We start from the raw sequence: 16195 nt of genomic DNA, 5'->3' as shown, positions 1-16195 counted from the left end.
AGCTCCATTCATCCTCAATTGATGTACGCCCGTCCCAAACGCAGTGGAAACTTTTTGCGCTTCTGACTTTCAGATAAGTAGAGTACTGTGGGTTCATGACCCACTTTAATACCTGAATATCAAATAATAAGGGAGCAACCGTGATATCAAAATCATCACTGGTAGACGCCCAAAGAACGGTAGCGATTTTTGGTGAAGTGGTAGCTGATGTATTTCCAGATAGTCGTGTTCTGGGTGGTGCACCATTCAATGTAGGACGTCATTTGCAAGCGTTTGGCTTGCATCCCCTGTTCATCACGCGAACAGGCAACGATGCGCTCAGAGCAGATCTATTAGCAGCGATGAATGCATGGGATATGGATATATCCGGTGTTCAGCTTGATGTTAACCATCCGACCGGCCAAGTAAAAGTGCACTTTGAAGAGGGCACTCACCGTTTTGAGATACTTGCTGACCAAGCTTATGACTATATAGATAAATCTGCCATGCTTTCCGTGATGCAGGCAAACAAGCCGGAGTTGATCTATTTCGGCACGCTAGCGCAACGCCATGCTACATCCAAACAGACCTTAGATAGCTTTCTCCGCGAAACCGATGCCCTACGCTTAGTCGATATCAATCTACGCGCACCTTGGTATGATGAAAATACGCTGGAATACTCTTTAGAGCATGCCGACATCGTCAAGATGAATGAAGAAGAGCTAGGCATTTTCGCAAACATATTCCAACTTAAGAAACAAACAAAAGAAGAGCAAGCACTCAATCTAATTCAGCGTTTTCAGTTGCAATGTATGTTGATTACTTGTGGCGACCAAGGCGCATGGCTTATCAATAGTGATGGCAAGAAATTCAATGTTAAAGGCAGCAAAACAAACAACCAGATTGTAGATACGGTAGGCGCTGGTGATGGGTTCTCTGCAGTTTATATACTCGGCACCCTGCTCGATTGGCCAGTGGAAACTACCTTACTACGCGCGAATGAATTCGCAGCAGCCATCTGCGGAATACGCGGCGCTGCTCCCGATCATATGTCGTTTTATGATGCATTCATCAGGGAGTGGCAATAATGACGCAAGACCTCGGCAATAATAATCCGCCCGTTTATATCTTAATGATCAGCCTGCATGGATTAATCCGTGGCAAGAATCTGGAGCTTGGATGTGATGCTGATACAGGTGGACAGATTGCCTATGTGGTAGAGCTGGCCCGCGCACTAGGGGCACATGAAGACGTAGCAAAGGTAGACCTGCTGACACGATTGATCGATGACCCTGCGACCGCGCCTGACTATGCGCTACCAGAAGAAGATATCGGGCAGAATGCGCGCATTATCCGGCTACCTTGCGGCCCTAAACGTTACTTACGTAAAGAGATGCTGTGGTCACACCTCGACCAGATGGTAGATCAATGCCTGCATTTCTTGCGGCATCAGGGCCGCTTACCAGACATCATCCATACACATTATGCAGATGCCGGTTATGTTGGACACCAGCTTTCCCTTTTGCTTGGTATTCCTCAAATACACACAGGCCATTCATTGGGTCGCGCAAAACGTGAGCGCTTACTAGCCAGCGGCAGGAAAGCCAATGCGATTGAAAAACAATTCAACTTCAATCGCCGCATCAGCGTTGAAGAAGAAGTACTCAAGCATGCATCACTTGTGATCACCAGCACTCGGCAAGAGATCACCGAGCAATATGGCATGTACCACAATTTTGATCATCAAAGATTCGTTGTCATCCCACCAGGGATCGATACCTCCTGCTTCTCACCGCCGGGTCGAAAAAAACCACAATCGCAAACCCAGCAGGAAATCGACAGGTTTCTTTCAGAACCTGACAAACCGGTGATTTTGACGATATGTCGCCCTGAGCTCAGAAAGAACCTCAAAGGCTTGATTACAGCTTATGGCAATAGCCCACAGCTTCAGGAACTCGCCAATCTCATCATCGTGGCCGGCAACCGGGATGATATCCGCACGATGGAAGAATCTCAGCAAGAAGTCTTGAACGATCTGCTACTGGATATCGACAATTTCGATTTATGGGGCAAAGTCGCTATCCCCAAACATATCTCACGCGAGCAAATACCGGAGCTTTATAAACTAGCGGCGCGCAGGTGCGGAGTATTCGTGAATTCGGCACTGACTGAGCCATTTGGCCTCACACTGATAGAAACAGCGGCAAGCGGCTTACCTTTTGTAGCGCCAGATGATGGCGGCCCGCAAGATATCGTGCGCAATTGCCGCAGCGGACTACTCACTAATACGCTGGAAAGCACTGCCATCGCCACAGCACTGGTAGAAACACTCTCAAATAGAAAACAATGGCGCCAATGGGCCAAGAATGGTATTGCGGGCGTAAAACGCCATTACAGTTGGCCTGCCCATGTTGAAAAATACATGAAAGAAGTACGTTACATGTTGCGCCGTGACCGAAAACGCTGGAGACGGCAACAGGCGATCACCCTCAACTCAGGCAAATCTCATATGCCGTTGGTGAAGAAAGCACTTATCAGCGACATAGACAACACGCTCATAGGCGATAAACAAGGGCTGAAGAAGCTGGTGGAATGGCTAAGCCAGAACAAGGGAAACTTAGCTTTTGGGGTCGCTACAGGCAGGCCACTTGAGAGTGCACTGAGCATACTTAAAAAATGGCAAGTTCCTTTGCCTGAACTATTGATCACATCAGTGGGTAGTGAGATCCACTATGGCAAAAATCTTATTCCTGATATTGGCTGGGCAAATCATATACGTTATCTATGGCGGCGCGATGCCTTGGCTGAAGCACTCTCAGATATAGCGGGTTTAACACTGCAAGCACCCGAGAATCAACGTGAATTCAAGCTTAGCTATAACGTAGACTCCAAACTGATGCCGCCCATCAAACAGCTATCGCGTTACCTGAATGAGCTGCAATTACATGCACAGCTGATCTACTCACATGAGGAGTTTCTCGACATCTTACCCATCAGGGCGTCTAAGGGACATGCCATACGCTATCTGGCTTACAAGTGGGGATTGCCGTTAAAAAGTTTTCTTGTCGCGGGTGATTCAGGCAATGACCATGAAATGCTGGTAGGTGACACGCAAGCCATCGTGGTGGGAAACCATAGCCCCGAATTGGCATCGCTCAAAGGGATGGAACAGATCTATTTTGCAGAGAAATATTATGCAAACGGCATCATAGAAGGGCTTGAACACTACAACAAATCAGAAGCAGGCAAAACCAAACCCCAACAAGCTGAAAAGGCGGTGGATCATGTATGAACAGGTGTCGCACTCATTACTCAATGACATCTTGATAGCGCTAAAGCCCGAGATAAAGAAACAGAACCTGCAACATTTTTACATCCGGCTTGGTGCAAACTTCTACGCGATCCACTCATTGTTTTCGCGCCTCTATGGCGATAGGCCAGACTTTAAGGCACAGATGCATCGCCTAGTGGAAATGATGATCCGGCAATACATCGCCAGAGAACCGCACTTAAAAAAACTGGATATCAAACGGGAAAAAGACCACAACTGGTTTTTAAGCCCTGAATGGGTTGGTTTTGCCCTTTACTGTCAGGAATTTGCTGGCGATCTGGAAGGTTTGAAATCCAAGCTCTTTTATCTGCAGGATTTGGGCATCAATATGATCCACATCATGCCTATTCTTGATTGCCCGAAAGGCAAAAGTGACGGTGGTTATGCAGTACGCGATTTCCGCAAGATATACCCTGCGGTAGGCACACTTGAATCATTAGATGATTTGATCAATAACCTCAAAAAACGGGATATGCTGATCACGCTGGATGTCGTAGTCAACCATACGTCTGATGAACACGAATGGGCACAAAAGGCGCGCCAAGGCGATAAAAAATACCAAGATTATTACTTCGTCTTTGACGACCGGGAGACCCCGGACATGTATGAAGAAACCATGCCCGAGGTCTTCCCAGAAACAGCACCCGGCAACTTCACATGGGATGAAGAAATGGGCAAGTGGGTGATGACAGTATTCAATAACTTCCAGTGGGACCTCAATTACAAGAATCCCGCTGTATTTATCGAGATGCTCGATATCATTCTCTTTTGGGCAAACCACGGTGCGGATATCATTCGCCTTGATGCAGTGGCATTTCTCTGGAAAAAGATAGGCAGTACTTGCCAGAATGAGCGCGAAGCCCACCTGATATTGCAACTGATGAAAGATTGCTGCCAAGCGGTCGCACCCGGGGTGTTATTTATCGCCGAAGCCATCGTCGCGCCAGTGGAGATTATCAAATATTTTGGTGAAGATGCAATCAATGCCAAAGAATGCGAGATCGCCTATAACGCAACACTCATGGCACTACTCTGGGAAGCCGTCGCCACCAAAAAAGCGACATTACTCAATAAAGGCATCAGGAACTTACCAAATAAACTCGAGCAGGCCACTTGGCTGAATTACATACGCTGCCATGACGACATCGGCTGGGGCTTCGATGACAATGATATCCGTCTCGCAGGTTATGACCCCCAAGCACATAGAAAATTTCTAGTTGATTACTTTACGGGCGAACACCCTGATTCTATCGCACGTGGTTTAGCATTTGGCCGTAACGAAAGAACGGGGGATGCGCGTATTTCAGGCTCTTTGGCTTCGCTCGCGGGGCTTGAGAATGCATTGGCACTCGATAATGCTGAATTGATTGATGCCAGTATCAAAACAATCTTATTGCTACATAGCATCACCATGTCTTTCGGCGGCATTCCCTTACTGTATTACGGCGATGCGCTCGGTACCCTAAATGACGTCTCTTACCTTGAAGACGAGTACAAGCTCAATGACAGCCGCTGGGTGCACAGACCGAATATGAATTGGGAAAAAGCAGCACTCCGTACACAGACCGGCACCGTAGAAAACAGAATCTTTGCTGCGTTAAAGAAGATGATCGCTATCCGCAAAGAAATCCCCGCATTTGCCGACCATAATAATCGCGAATTATTCGATACCGATAATCTGCATCTTTTTGTGTTTTCCCGCTTTGATACCATTAATAGTCAATCGCGTATTCTGGTCGTGAATAACTTTGATAACAATGCGCAGACACTGGATCTTAACAATATAAAAACTGGGGGATTGCTACAACACACCAGCTTTAAAGATATGCTCTCAGGTGAGATGATCTCTATTCAGGAAGGCCAATTAACTATACCCGGACTCGGTTTTTACTGGTTACAGATATAGAATTCAGATCATCCTGTACCAAACACTCGTGCACAAATAGTCCTACATTAAAATCAGACTTCTCCTATATCCCTACGTTGAGCACAAATATAAGCTTAATGTAGCCAAGTAAAGCTAAGGAGAATCATGATGACCTACGACCATCGCGTAGCAGGGGTATATACTACCCTTAAAGAAGCCGAATCTGCACAGCAACAACTGACTCAAAGCGGTTTTGATGCGAAACAGCTCTATATATTCAAACATAACGGCGACGATAGCAAGCAAGTCGAAGATAGCAACGACGCCCTCAAAGATGTAGTCAAAGATACGGCGATCGGTACTGTAGTTGGCTCTGGTATTGGTGCATTAGGGCAAGTCGCCATCACGGCAGCCAATGTTAGCCTCTTTATAGCAAGCCCTTTGTTAGGGCCCTTGATGATGATAGGCTGGGGCGCAATGACAGGCGCATTTGTTGGCGCAGGCGCTGCTATCGCCACACGAAAAGGACACTTTGCAGATTTTGTTCAAGATGCGGTGAATGATGGACATGTAGTACTCGTTGCCAATACAGCATCAGAAACTGAGACTGATAAAGCCGAGAAAATCATCGGCTTCTCAAGTGCTGGCAAGAGCGAGATGTATGTCGCCAAGATCTAAGTATTGTGCTGGTTATTCCTACATCACAATCAGTTAAATGCCGATAATCCGGCATGTATTGAGGCACTACAATGGAACCACCTTAACAAGGAGTCATTATTATGAAATTTTTACTTAAAACCCTTTTAGTTAGCTATGTTTTGAAAAAAGTTGTTCACTCCTTTAGCAACAAAAAAGAAAAGTTACCTGCTTAATTCATTAATGTAAGTTTGAGCGTTGAATACAAGGGAGCATAGGCTCCCTTGCGTTTTGATATTGACTACCCCATCACTGAGTAAAGCTGCATTTAATATGATAAGAATGAATTTCAAGGCAGAACTGCAATATGAAGTGCTAGATGCCTCCGCCGACTTTATACTCAACATACACGCGGCTAATACACCTCACCAAACCATTATCAACGAGCATTTCAGTATCAGCCAGCCACTGCACGCTGATATGTATACTGACCCGCTTTACGGCACCCGCTTTGCAAGATTCAAGGCGCAAAATGGCCCACTCCACATCAGCTATGCCGCGAGTGTAGATATTGCACATTACCATGCTGACCCTTCTACTTTAGAAGAGGTTCCTATCTCTCAGATACCACAAGAGATCATGCGCTACATCTACCCTAGTCGATACTGCCAATCAGATAGGCTACATAAATTCGCAGCGCGCGAATTCGGAAAAATGAAACCCGGTTTCAGTCGTGTAAAGGCAATTCGGGACTGGATACGTGAGCGCATCAAATTCGAGATGGGTACCACCAAAGCGACGACTTCTGCCTTGGATACTTTAATTGAGCAATCCGGTGTTTGTCGTGATTTTGCCCATCTTATGATCGCCTTATGCCGTGCAGTGAATATTCCTGCGCGCTTCGTTACAGGCATGGATTACGGTGCAGACCCTTCTTACGGCCCTTACGACTTTCATGCCTATGTAGAAGTCTATTTGAGCGGTCGCTGGTATATCGTGGACCCAAGTGGTATATCACCCCCCATGGGGCTGATTAGATTAGGCACAGGTCGAGATGCAGCGGATGTCGCTTTCGCAACGATATTTGGCCGTATCAAGTCCTGGGCACCCGTTATCTCAATAGATGCTGTTGATGATACTACCAATGGATTTGATCTGCCCTATGACTGCGAAGATGTGCTCTCTACACAGTCCTAAGGATATCGCCTTAAACTTTTAGATGAGCCATTTTTTAGTGCAAGTCGGTCAGGTGAAGTCTGCGTAATTTTGGCGCCAGCTTGGCCGTAACCAACACCACACTCAAGGTCATCGCGCCGCCAAAAATCACGGACGGTACCAAGCCCATCATGCGTGCAGTTAACCCCGATTCAAATGCGCCCAGCTCGTTAGATGAGCCAATAAATATCCCATTGATAGCTGACACACGACCGCGCATAGTATCAGGCGTCATCAATTGCATGATGGTTGTTCTTAAGACAACGGATACACCGTCAAAGAACCCTGAGATCATCAACAAGAATGCGGCCAGCCAAAAATGCGTAGTTAACGCAAACAGGATAATGGTGACACCAAAACCAGCCACGGCGAGCAACAGCCAACGTCCTGAATTCTTATTCAAAGGGTGCCGTGTCAACATGATTCCCATCAGAATCGCACCAATAGCTGGGGCTGCTCGCAAGATACCCAAGCCCTCAGGCCCATGATTAAATATATCGTGGATAAATGCTGGCAACATAGCAACGGCACCACCAAATAGAACAGCAAACATATCCAACGCCTGTGCACCGAGAATAATTTGGTTACCAAAAACGAATCGTAAACCTTCTGCAATACTCTTGAATACAGGGGCACTCTCTGCCGCCTTTGGCTCTTTCACCCGCAGAAATAATAATGCGATGGCAGCGGCTCCCGCAAAGACAGCACCGACAATATAAGCCGTTGTGATATCTGCCCACCCGACCAAAGCGCCACCAATAGCCGGGCCGAAAACCAAACCAATCTGAAATATAGAGGTTCCTACGCCTGCTGCACGCTGATATTGCTCACGCGGTAAGATCAAAGCAAACAGAGACCCATACGTAGGCCCAATAAATGCCCGCGCAAATCCAATGAACGCGATAGACGCATATATCCATAGCGATGACTCACCGCCGACCAAGCCGTGTGCAACCCCTGCAAGCCAGAAAGAGTTGATACATAACACCACACTGGCAAACACGCCAAACAAGCGCCGTGAATGATGATCGACCGCATACCCTGCAAACAAGGCACTACACATATAGGGAATCACTTCTGCCAGACCAACCAACCCCAAAGAGAATGGGTCATGAGTGATCTGATAGATGTGCCAGCCAACAACGACCGCAACGATCTGGTATGAAAATACGATCAGCATGCGAAAGATTAGCAACTTGATAAAGTTACGGTTCTTTAAAACAGCCTGAGGGAAAAAGGTTGTGGATTGCTGCATGAAAATTTCGCTGGAATTCGTGACTGCCGATGGGTCTGCTATTTTAAGAGATTACAGCGAAATTAGCAGTGCAGTTATAGATTTATTTCAATGTGCATCTTGTGGAACGCCCATACGCAGTAATACATGCTTGGTCATGCCTAATGCCAGCTCATGCTCACCCATAAATATTTTACCCAAATTAGCTCTTGCAAGCAGCTCGGCTTCTTCCTCACTATGCGTGCGCACAATGACCTCGATCGCTGGGTTAAGCATTCGGGCTGTCTCTACCATCTTCCGCACACTGACAGTATCAGGTGTGGCAATCACCAACATACCAGCACGTGCAATATGTGCCTGTATCAGTACGGCAGGCTCGGCGGCATCACCCGAGACAGCAGCAATTCCCTTTGCGCGGAGCTTGCCCACCAACTCGCGATTCTGTTCTGCGATCACGTAAGGAATATTCTGCTCCTGTAAGGAATTAGCGATACGACGCCCCACACGCCCATATCCAACGATAACGACTTGACCAGTCAGATAATCGTGGCCAACTGACATCGGTAGCTGTGCCAATGGATCATCACGCAATTCCAGTTTTCGCGCCATTGGCGAACGTGCGCGCAGAAAATTCTGCACTGGCTTGATCGCTGCAAATACCAAGGAATTGAATGCGATAGAGATCAAAGCACCTGCCAAAATAAGGCTTTGACCTTCAGCAGGCAAGAGCTTCAGGGTAATACCCATGCCGGCAAGAATGAACGAGAACTCACCGATCTGCGCCAGACTTGCGCCCACGGTAAGTGCCGTATTAAGCGGATACCGAAAAGCGATCACCAGACCTATCGCAGCTAATGTCTTACCCAACATGATGATGACAGCAACCGCCAATACCTTCAGGGGCTCATCAAGCAGAATATGCGGGTCGAATAACATGCCAACAGAAACAAAGAATAGAACGGAGAACGCATCACGTAATGGCAATGACTCTTCGGCAGCACGATGACTGAACTCTGACTCACGCATCATCATGCCCGCAAAGAAGGCGCCTAGGGCAAATGACACATCGAACAGTTTTGCTGACCCATAAGCTACACCGAGTGCAGCAGCGATCACGCATAAGGTGAATAATTCACGAGAGCCTGTCCGCGCAACGAGCCAAAGTAAACGTGGGAAAGCACGGCGCCCCACCACTAGCATCAATACGATGAATGCCGTCACTTTGGCCAAGGTAATGCCTATCGTCGCCCATACGCTGGTATCGGCGTCACCAGCAGCAGTAACATGTTCGCCGCCAAGCAACCCTGCCACAACCGGCAACAATACCAGCACCAGCACCATAATGAGATCTTCGACGATCAACCAGCCTACAGCAATTCGCCCATTGATCGATTCAAGCACGCCTCTGGATTCAAGTGCGCGTAATAATACAACCGTACTCGCCACAGAGAGCGAAAGGCCAAATACTAATGCGCCACCAATACTCCAGCCCCAGTAAAGCGCAGTTCCCATCCCCATTAAGGTAGCGACTAATATCTGTACCAATGCGCCGGGCACAGCAATGCGTTTAACTGACAATAGATCATTCAGGGAAAAATGCAGGCCAACACCAAACATCAGCAAGATCACACCGATCTCAGCTAACTGTCCGGCAAGCTCGACATCCGCAACAAACCCTGGTGTACCGGGGCCAATGACGATACCAGCTAATAAATAACCGACTAATGGCGGCATGCGTAAACGGGCGACAATAAAGCCGAAAATCAATGCGAGGCCAAGGCCTGCAGCAATGGTTGTGATCAGGCTAACGTCATGCGGCATTCAGCTTACTTTCTTATGATGAGTTATGTTTTGAGGGAGTTGCAATCTGTACTAACTTTTCAGACAGCGTAATCCATAGATTTATCCCGAGTTTATCATTAGGCAAACTATTCAAACAACGCAAACCTCAAAGCAACTGTGGAGCACACAGCCTCACCGCATAAAAACGATCAGGAATTCTCAGCAGAAAATTCCTGATCGCGTTACTTATGGCAAATGAATCTAGAACGACAGTCGATTAAATACAATCGCCACAATCAGCCAGCATTTTCACTAACTGACTTCTTTCTTCCTGCGCTTGTTGATCAAACTGATTTGAATTTACTCGAGCATTGATTTTTACGGGACTAGTATGAAGTGTTGCTAAATGAGGAATTGCATAGGATTGAGAGGTAAAAAACCCCTCGACTTTACTAAGTGGTTGCATTTCATTTCCTTTTGGGACTCATTAAATCGGGCCAGAATTTTGTCCTAGCCCGCTTTCAGACGATATCTGATCTAAAAAATTCCTGACCAGTATCTGTTTATTTTATGAAACGTTGATGACACTTCATAAAATAAACATTTTCCTTATTACCTACGCAGTAAATATCACTACTTTGTCTTAATCACTCTGAATCGATTGGCGGTTCAGCCTCAGCATCCGGCATGTCTGCGCCGATTACCCGATTACGCCCACTCTGCTTAGCCTGATATAAGGCAGCATCGGCACGGGGAATCATCGCGTTCACATCCTCACCCGGTAACCGTTGCGCAACCCCCGCACTAAATGTAATCAATACACGCTCATTATTATGCATAAAGAAATTTCTGGTTAGCTCGCGTTGCGCACGGGTCACGATAGTAATACTCTCCGACAACTCGGTTCCCGGCAAGATGATAATGAACTCCTCGCCACCGTATCGCGCAATCACATCCGTCGTCCGCAAGGTCTTTTTGATCACATTCGCCAAATGCGCCAGTGCCTGATCACCTGTTGTGTGACCCATGGTGTCATTGATCTTTTTAAAGTGGTCAATATCCATCATGGCGATAGAAAGTGCTACGTTATAGCGTTCTGCACGACTAAACTCTCGCTCTAAGGCCTCATCCATACCACGACGATTAAGTGTTCCTGTCAGGTAGTCTTCATGTGCCACTTCGCTAATGTGTTCAAGCTGGTTAGTCAGCTCAATAATCTTAAGCTCGGCTTCTTTTACCTTTTGCTGCGTCTCAGTAAGAATATCCCGTGAACGCTGCGCACTCAGACCCATCACGCGCGTATCTTCCATCAGGTTATCCAACAGCGTATTCAGCTCGTGAATATCTTTTGTCGTCGTGATCTTCTGTTGATAACCCTGAATCTTGGCTTGGTAATCGTCCGTAGTTTCAGCCAAATCAACCAATCGATCCACAAACGTGGATGCCATTCGCTTCAAGGTCTCTTGCGCATCAACCAAACCAGGCTTGATCTTGCCTTGCTTAAAGATGAGATCTTTCAGACTGCTTTCGGCGTTATAAAGCACCTCGATATTCAATGGCAGGCTCAATATGTCGTTAATCAGCAATATCTGGCCATGCAGCCACTTATCTTCGATGACAAGCTCACCCATACTAGAAAGTAGCAATCGCAGTATTTGTAACAGTGCCTCGTGCATACGACTCTGCGCATCGTACTGCATCTCGCATGTGAACAAGATCGACTTTAAAGCTTCAGCTTGCGCCTGTACATCTGACTTGGTCTTCGCAGATTGCACGCCAGCCAGTAATGTCTTGGCACGTGCCTCGGCACCCGGGTTATTTTTTAACTGCGGAATCAAGACCAGATCTAATGACTTGATCACCATGTCACGCCATAGCCCTGCAAACTCTCCTGACTCACCATCAGCGCCGATACTTTTTTGAGTTGTCGCCGTTGATGCCCCAGCCGAATTTTGCACAATGGGCGATGCCGAGGCGGGAGTTTCTATCGCGCCCTCGGTTGCGGCACCCGTTCCCCAGGAAGAAACCAGCCCATGAATCTTCTGTACTAATAAATCAGGGTCTTGCCCAAAATTTGTCAGTACTTTATTCAGGCCTTCTTTTTTACGGGTGACGGTAATCCCTTTATGGCTGACCTCAAGCTGCCTCAACAGATTGCGCAACACCATCGGCCAACTTACATTTTCCCCATCCGTTGCTCCTACAGGAATCAGCTTACGCAACTGGTCTTCCAGTTTGGCCCAATCCCGCTTCTCAATCTGGTTCGCAATGGCCTGTGCCGCGACGATATATTTTGGCTGCTTATGCCCGGCTTCTTGCAAAACACTATCTAAGGTTCTGGCAAGTTCTTTTGAATGGTCGATAGAGACGATGCCGCTGATCTCGTCGTAGACGCTCCGATAATTATCCGGCGTTGGCGGAATCTTTCGGGCAGTAAGTTGTAATAAGGTCTGGCGTGCTATTTCGATTGATTTACTATTTTTGTCCATAGCTCGATGATCAACTCTATAAAAGTCATCTATTTAATAACGGATATTTCAGGCAAATACGTAGGGTATACCCTGCCTAGAATAATCAATCTCATCAACATACCGCAATCACGATCAAATCAATCATGGAGTTAATGAGGTTTAATCCCTTAATTCTCAAAATCTTAATTCCCAGACCTTAACTATCAATCAATCATTCAGGTTCTTGAAAGTAATCACGAGCACATCACGATAAGCAGGCTGATTGGGGTCGATTTGCTCAACCGGCGTCACCCCATGCATACAGCGTTTATCATTCACAATGGCACAGTCCAGAGGTTCTGTCAGCGTAAAACTATCCAGCGTGCGCTGCTCAAGATCATGCATCGTCGTTGTGCCGCTGGATATATTGACGCGTTTCACCATCAACACCAGAACGAAGTCGACGCCATCACGATGAATACCTTCTGGCGCAGGTTTGCCTAATTCAGCGTGATTCGCCTCGATACGAAACTGATGACACTCAATGTGCCAGCGCGGGTTGACCGACATCTTGCCGAAGAGCTCATCACAAAATCTAAGTAATCCCTGCATGGTATTCCCCAGCATGACCGCATTGGCAATCGGCTCATACTGTCGTGGGATACCTCCATTCAGGGTATTGTAATCACGGCTCTGATAATGCGGCTGATGCGGTTCCAGGCTGATTACGCCACTTTCAGCGCTAAGCGTGGCATGACGTCGACGACGATATCTACCGCCATCCGCCATATATTCGTCCAGCGGCATATCATTCCAACTCTGAGAAAACGCATCCCAGTCGTTTAGGCCATGCTCATTAAGTACCTGCAACCAGTGCTTGATATCTGCTGTGGGCGCAAAACAAAATCCAGCCTGCTCTATCTGCTTACAGAGTGCATTTAAGGCTGGATTATTGATTAAATGATTTGTCATGTGGTGCGCCGTGGAAAGATAGGCATATTAGGCAAACTGCGGCGCAGTGTCTATTAAACTGGTCACTATTAATCACACTATCCACCAAATAATGACCAAGTAAATATAAATACAAAAAACCTATTGACACATATAACTAAATAACTAATTATATAGTTATGAAAACAATCGAAACAATTCCATCAGATTGGTCAGGCACCTCAAAAATCTTTGTGGCGCTTGGCGATGAACAAAGGCAACGTATATTGCTCGCATTCGAACCCAATGAACGCATGCATATCACACAGATTGTCGCTGCATCGACATTAAGCAGAAGCGCTGTCACTTACCACCTTAACGTATTAAGAGACAGTGGCATTCTACAAAGTGAAAAAGTCGGAAAAGAAGTGTTCTTCTGGATCAATAAAGCATTAATGGCAACAGCACTTAAAAGCGTATTGAATTACGTCGAAACTGAAATATAAAACACATCATTAGATTAAGCGATACAAGGGGAAATCAACATGGTTGCAGCAATTTTAAGAATACTTAGCAGACTATTTTTCAGGATCGAGTTGCATGGTAAATCCAATGTGCCTAAAAATTCAGCCACTGGAAAAAATCCGCTTCTGATCATTGCCAACCATGAATCATTCCTTGATGGCTTCTTACTTGGGCTTTTCCTGCCCATCCGCGCAACATTTGTCGTTCATACAACCGTACTTAATCATTGGGGCTTTCGGCAGATATTACGCTTAACGCCTTACCTCGCAGTCAATCCTACCAGCCCTTTAGCAATGAAGAAGGTAATCAAGCTATTAGAGGCTGGCGAGTCAGTGGTTATCTTTCCTGAAGGACGAATCACCGTCACCGGCAGCCTGATGAAAGTCTATGACGGGCCAGGATTTGTCGCCGCAAAAACAGGAGCAACTATTTTACCGATACGTCTAGACGGCGCTGCCCGTTCTTATTTCAGCAGAGTTTCAGGAAAATACCCGAAATCACTGTTCCCCAAAATCACACTTTCGATTTTACCTGCCACGCATCTCAAGATGCCAGATGCGCCAACAGCAAAACTACGCCGCCGCATGGCAGGCGACGCGATGCGCCGCATCATGCAGGACATGCTTTTTGCATCCCGACCTGTACAGACCTTATTCAGCGCATTTCTTGATGCCATCAATATTCACGGCCGCAAGACTTTACTTGTCGAGGATATGCGTCAAGAAGAAGAAAATTATGGCGATCTGCTGAAAAAGAGTCTGGCGCTTGGGCGCCTGACAGAAAAGATCAGTAGCCGCGGCGAAGCCATCGGTTTATTGATGCCTAACGTCACAAATACCGTTTGCCTCATCTTCGGCATGAGCGCTATGCAACGTGTACCTGCCATGCTGAATTACACAGCGGGGACTGCCGGGCTACAAAACGCATGCATCGCTGCGAATATAAAAACTGTGCTCACCTCGCGCCAATTTCTTGAGGCCGCAAAGCTCACCGAGATTGTTAGCGGCCTTCAGAAAGTGAACATCATTTATCTGGAAGACCTACGTAGCAAATTCAGCTTAATCGATAAAATATGGTTAATGGCTTATGCCCTTTGGCTACCTAGTTGGGCGGTGAGCAATACAGAACCAGATGCCCCTGCGGTCATCCTGTTTACCTCAGGATCAGAAGGCAAACCTAAAGGGGTTGTGCACTCGCATCACAGCATTCTGGCAAATATCGCACAGATTCGCGCAGTCGTTGATTTCTCACCTAGCGATAAATTCATGATCGCGCTACCTTTATTCCATGCCTTTGGTTTCACGTGCGGCGGCATCATGCCATTAGTCACAGGTAGCAAACTGTTCCTGTATCCATCGCCACTACATTATCGCGTCATTCCTGAAGTGATTTATGACCGTGGCTGCACAGTGCTTTTCGGCACCAGTACATTCTTAGCTAATTACGCAAAATTTGCACACCCCTATGACTTCTACAAACTGCGCTATGTCGTCGCGGGCGCCGAGAAACTCAATGATGAGGTACGGAAAGCGTGGACAGATAAATTTGGCTTACGCATTCTTGAAGGTTATGGCGCTACCGAATGCGCGCCTGTACTCGCAGTTAATACGCCGATGGCAAACCTTGCTGGTACGGTTGGACCTTTACTACCGGGATTACACGCAAGACTTGAACATGTTCCCGGTATAGAAAACGGCGGCCTGCTGTCAGTCAAAGGGCCTAATGTCATGCTTGGCTATTATCTATATGACAACCCCGGGGTATTAAAAGCGCCGGAAGATGGCTGGTATAACACAGGGGATATCGTCAATATCGATGAGAATGGCTTCGTTAAGATACTTGGCCGCGTTAAACGCTTTGCCAAAATCGCGGGCGAGATGGTCTCGCTCGAAACTGTGGAACAGATTGCTAATCAAGCATCCCCGGAACATCAGCATGCGGCTAGCACACAGGCAGATGCTCAACGGGGCGAAAACATCGTACTGTTTACTACCGATACCAGTTTGAATCGCGAAGTGTTACAGAGCAGTGCAAAAAAACTGGGGGCCCCCGAAATCGCCATACCACGCAAGATCGTTGTAGTCTCGGAGCTGCCGTTGTTAGGCACTGGCAAGACAGACTATGTAACCCTCAAAAACATGGCAGAGCAATCCTAATGAATCGCCGCCAATTTATGGTAGGGATATCTGCCCTCGGATTATCTAGTGTCGCATTGGGCGCATATAAATTATGGCCAGAATCTGGCT

At 46.9% G+C, this 16195-nt stretch carries 12 protein-coding genes; 7 read left to right on the top strand and 5 right to left on the bottom strand.

Features of this window, described 5'->3' with window-relative positions; genetic code table 11:
• Window positions 1-140 precede the first annotated feature (140 nt).
• The 5 genes from A7981_RS00755 (at window position 141) to A7981_RS00735 (ending at window position 7010) form a co-directional block, all read left to right on the top strand.
• Window positions 141-1067, top strand: a complete 927-nt coding sequence (locus A7981_RS00755) for a carbohydrate kinase (RefSeq protein ID WP_254258460.1) — start codon at window positions 141-143, stop codon at window positions 1065-1067.
• Window positions 1067-3271, top strand: coding sequence for an HAD-IIB family hydrolase (locus A7981_RS00750; protein WP_067262637.1), 2205 nt, complete (start codon window positions 1067-1069; stop codon window positions 3269-3271). Before A7981_RS00755 ends, A7981_RS00750 begins: the two co-directional genes overlap by 1 nt.
• Window positions 3264-5216 (top strand): alpha-amylase family glycosyl hydrolase, encoded by a 1953-nt coding sequence (locus A7981_RS00745; RefSeq protein WP_067262634.1) that lies wholly within the window; start codon window positions 3264-3266, stop codon window positions 5214-5216. The genes A7981_RS00750 and A7981_RS00745 overlap by 8 nt, the downstream gene beginning before the upstream one ends.
• Before the next feature lie 126 nt (window positions 5217-5342).
• Complete coding sequence (locus tag A7981_RS00740) at window positions 5343-5855, top strand: general stress protein (RefSeq protein ID WP_067262632.1); 513 nt, start codon at window positions 5343-5345, stop codon at window positions 5853-5855.
• 291 nt (window positions 5856-6146) lie between these two features.
• A complete protein-coding gene (locus A7981_RS00735; protein WP_067266320.1) occupies window positions 6147-7010 on the top strand; it encodes a transglutaminase family protein in 864 nt (287 codons plus the stop codon).
• Window positions 7011-7044: 34 nt separating this feature from the next.
• Here A7981_RS00735 and A7981_RS00730 read toward each other — a convergent pair whose 3' ends face one another.
• The 5 genes from A7981_RS00730 to A7981_RS00710 all read right to left on the bottom strand — a co-directional run bounded on the left by A7981_RS00730 (window position 7045) and on the right by A7981_RS00710 (window position 13466).
• Entirely contained in the window at window positions 7045-8283 is a 1239-nt protein-coding gene (locus A7981_RS00730; protein WP_067262629.1) for an MFS transporter, read from the bottom strand.
• Between the two features lie 87 nt (window positions 8284-8370).
• The gene (gene ybaL, locus A7981_RS00725) at window positions 8371-10083 is read right to left on the bottom strand and encodes a YbaL family putative K(+) efflux transporter (protein WP_067262626.1); all 1713 of its coding nucleotides are present in this window, start codon (window positions 10081-10083) and stop codon (window positions 8371-8373) included.
• A gap of 238 nt (window positions 10084-10321) precedes the next feature.
• Window positions 10322-10510 carry a hypothetical protein gene (locus A7981_RS00720; protein WP_067262624.1) on the bottom strand — a complete coding sequence of 63 codons (189 nt, stop codon included), beginning with the start codon at window positions 10508-10510 and terminating at the stop codon, window positions 10322-10324.
• 181 nt (window positions 10511-10691) lie between these two features.
• Window positions 10692-12533, bottom strand: coding sequence for a GGDEF domain-containing protein (locus tag A7981_RS00715; protein WP_067262622.1), 1842 nt, complete (start codon window positions 12531-12533; stop codon window positions 10692-10694).
• Window positions 12534-12722: 189 nt separating this feature from the next.
• A complete protein-coding gene (locus A7981_RS00710; protein ID WP_067262619.1) occupies window positions 12723-13466 on the bottom strand; it encodes a 2OG-Fe dioxygenase family protein in 744 nt (247 codons plus the stop codon).
• Between the two features lie 158 nt (window positions 13467-13624).
• On the opposite strand from A7981_RS00710, the gene A7981_RS00705 reads away from it, so the two are divergent.
• Both A7981_RS00705 and aas read left to right on the top strand, forming a co-directional pair.
• The gene (locus tag A7981_RS00705; protein WP_067262617.1) at window positions 13625-13930 is read left to right on the top strand and encodes a helix-turn-helix transcriptional regulator; all 306 of its coding nucleotides are present in this window, start codon (window positions 13625-13627) and stop codon (window positions 13928-13930) included.
• A 39-nt stretch (window positions 13931-13969) separates the two neighbouring features.
• Entirely contained in the window at window positions 13970-16105 is a 2136-nt protein-coding gene (gene aas / locus A7981_RS00700) for a bifunctional acyl-ACP--phospholipid O-acyltransferase/long-chain-fatty-acid--ACP ligase (RefSeq protein WP_067262614.1), read from the top strand.
• Window positions 16106-16195 lie beyond the last annotated feature (90 nt).

This window comes from Methylovorus sp. MM2, from assembly GCF_001648895.1.
Taxonomy (GTDB): Bacteria; Pseudomonadota; Gammaproteobacteria; order Burkholderiales; family Methylophilaceae; genus MM1.
The sequence above is the reverse complement of the archived record's forward strand: the minus strand, read 5'-3'. Positions and strand labels throughout refer to the sequence as shown.

Bases quoted from the DNA above. Each gene is read 5' to 3' on its own strand.
- A7981_RS00750 (WP_067262637.1), top strand. From the start codon at position 1,067: ATGACGCAAGACCTCGGCAATAATAATCCGCCCGTTTATATCTTAATG.
- A7981_RS00745 (WP_067262634.1), top strand. From the start codon at position 3,264: ATGTATGAACAGGTGTCGCACTCATTACTCAATGACATCTTGATAGCG.
- A7981_RS00740 (WP_067262632.1), top strand. From the start codon at position 5,343: ATGATGACCTACGACCATCGCGTAGCAGGGGTATATACTACCCTTAAA.
- A7981_RS00735 (WP_067266320.1), top strand. From the start codon at position 6,147: ATGATAAGAATGAATTTCAAGGCAGAACTGCAATATGAAGTGCTAGAT.
- A7981_RS00730 (WP_067262629.1), bottom strand. From the start codon at position 8,283: ATGCAGCAATCCACAACCTTTTTCCCTCAGGCTGTTTTAAAGAACCGT.
- ybaL (WP_067262626.1), bottom strand. From the start codon at position 10,083: ATGCCGCATGACGTTAGCCTGATCACAACCATTGCTGCAGGCCTTGGC.
- A7981_RS00720 (WP_067262624.1), bottom strand. From the start codon at position 10,510: ATGCAACCACTTAGTAAAGTCGAGGGGTTTTTTACCTCTCAATCCTAT.
- A7981_RS00715 (WP_067262622.1), bottom strand. From the start codon at position 12,533: ATGGACAAAAATAGTAAATCAATCGAAATAGCACGCCAGACCTTATTA.
- A7981_RS00710 (WP_067262619.1), bottom strand. From the start codon at position 13,466: ATGACAAATCATTTAATCAATAATCCAGCCTTAAATGCACTCTGTAAG.
- A7981_RS00705 (WP_067262617.1), top strand. From the start codon at position 13,625: ATGAAAACAATCGAAACAATTCCATCAGATTGGTCAGGCACCTCAAAA.
- aas (WP_067262614.1), top strand. From the start codon at position 13,970: ATGGTTGCAGCAATTTTAAGAATACTTAGCAGACTATTTTTCAGGATC.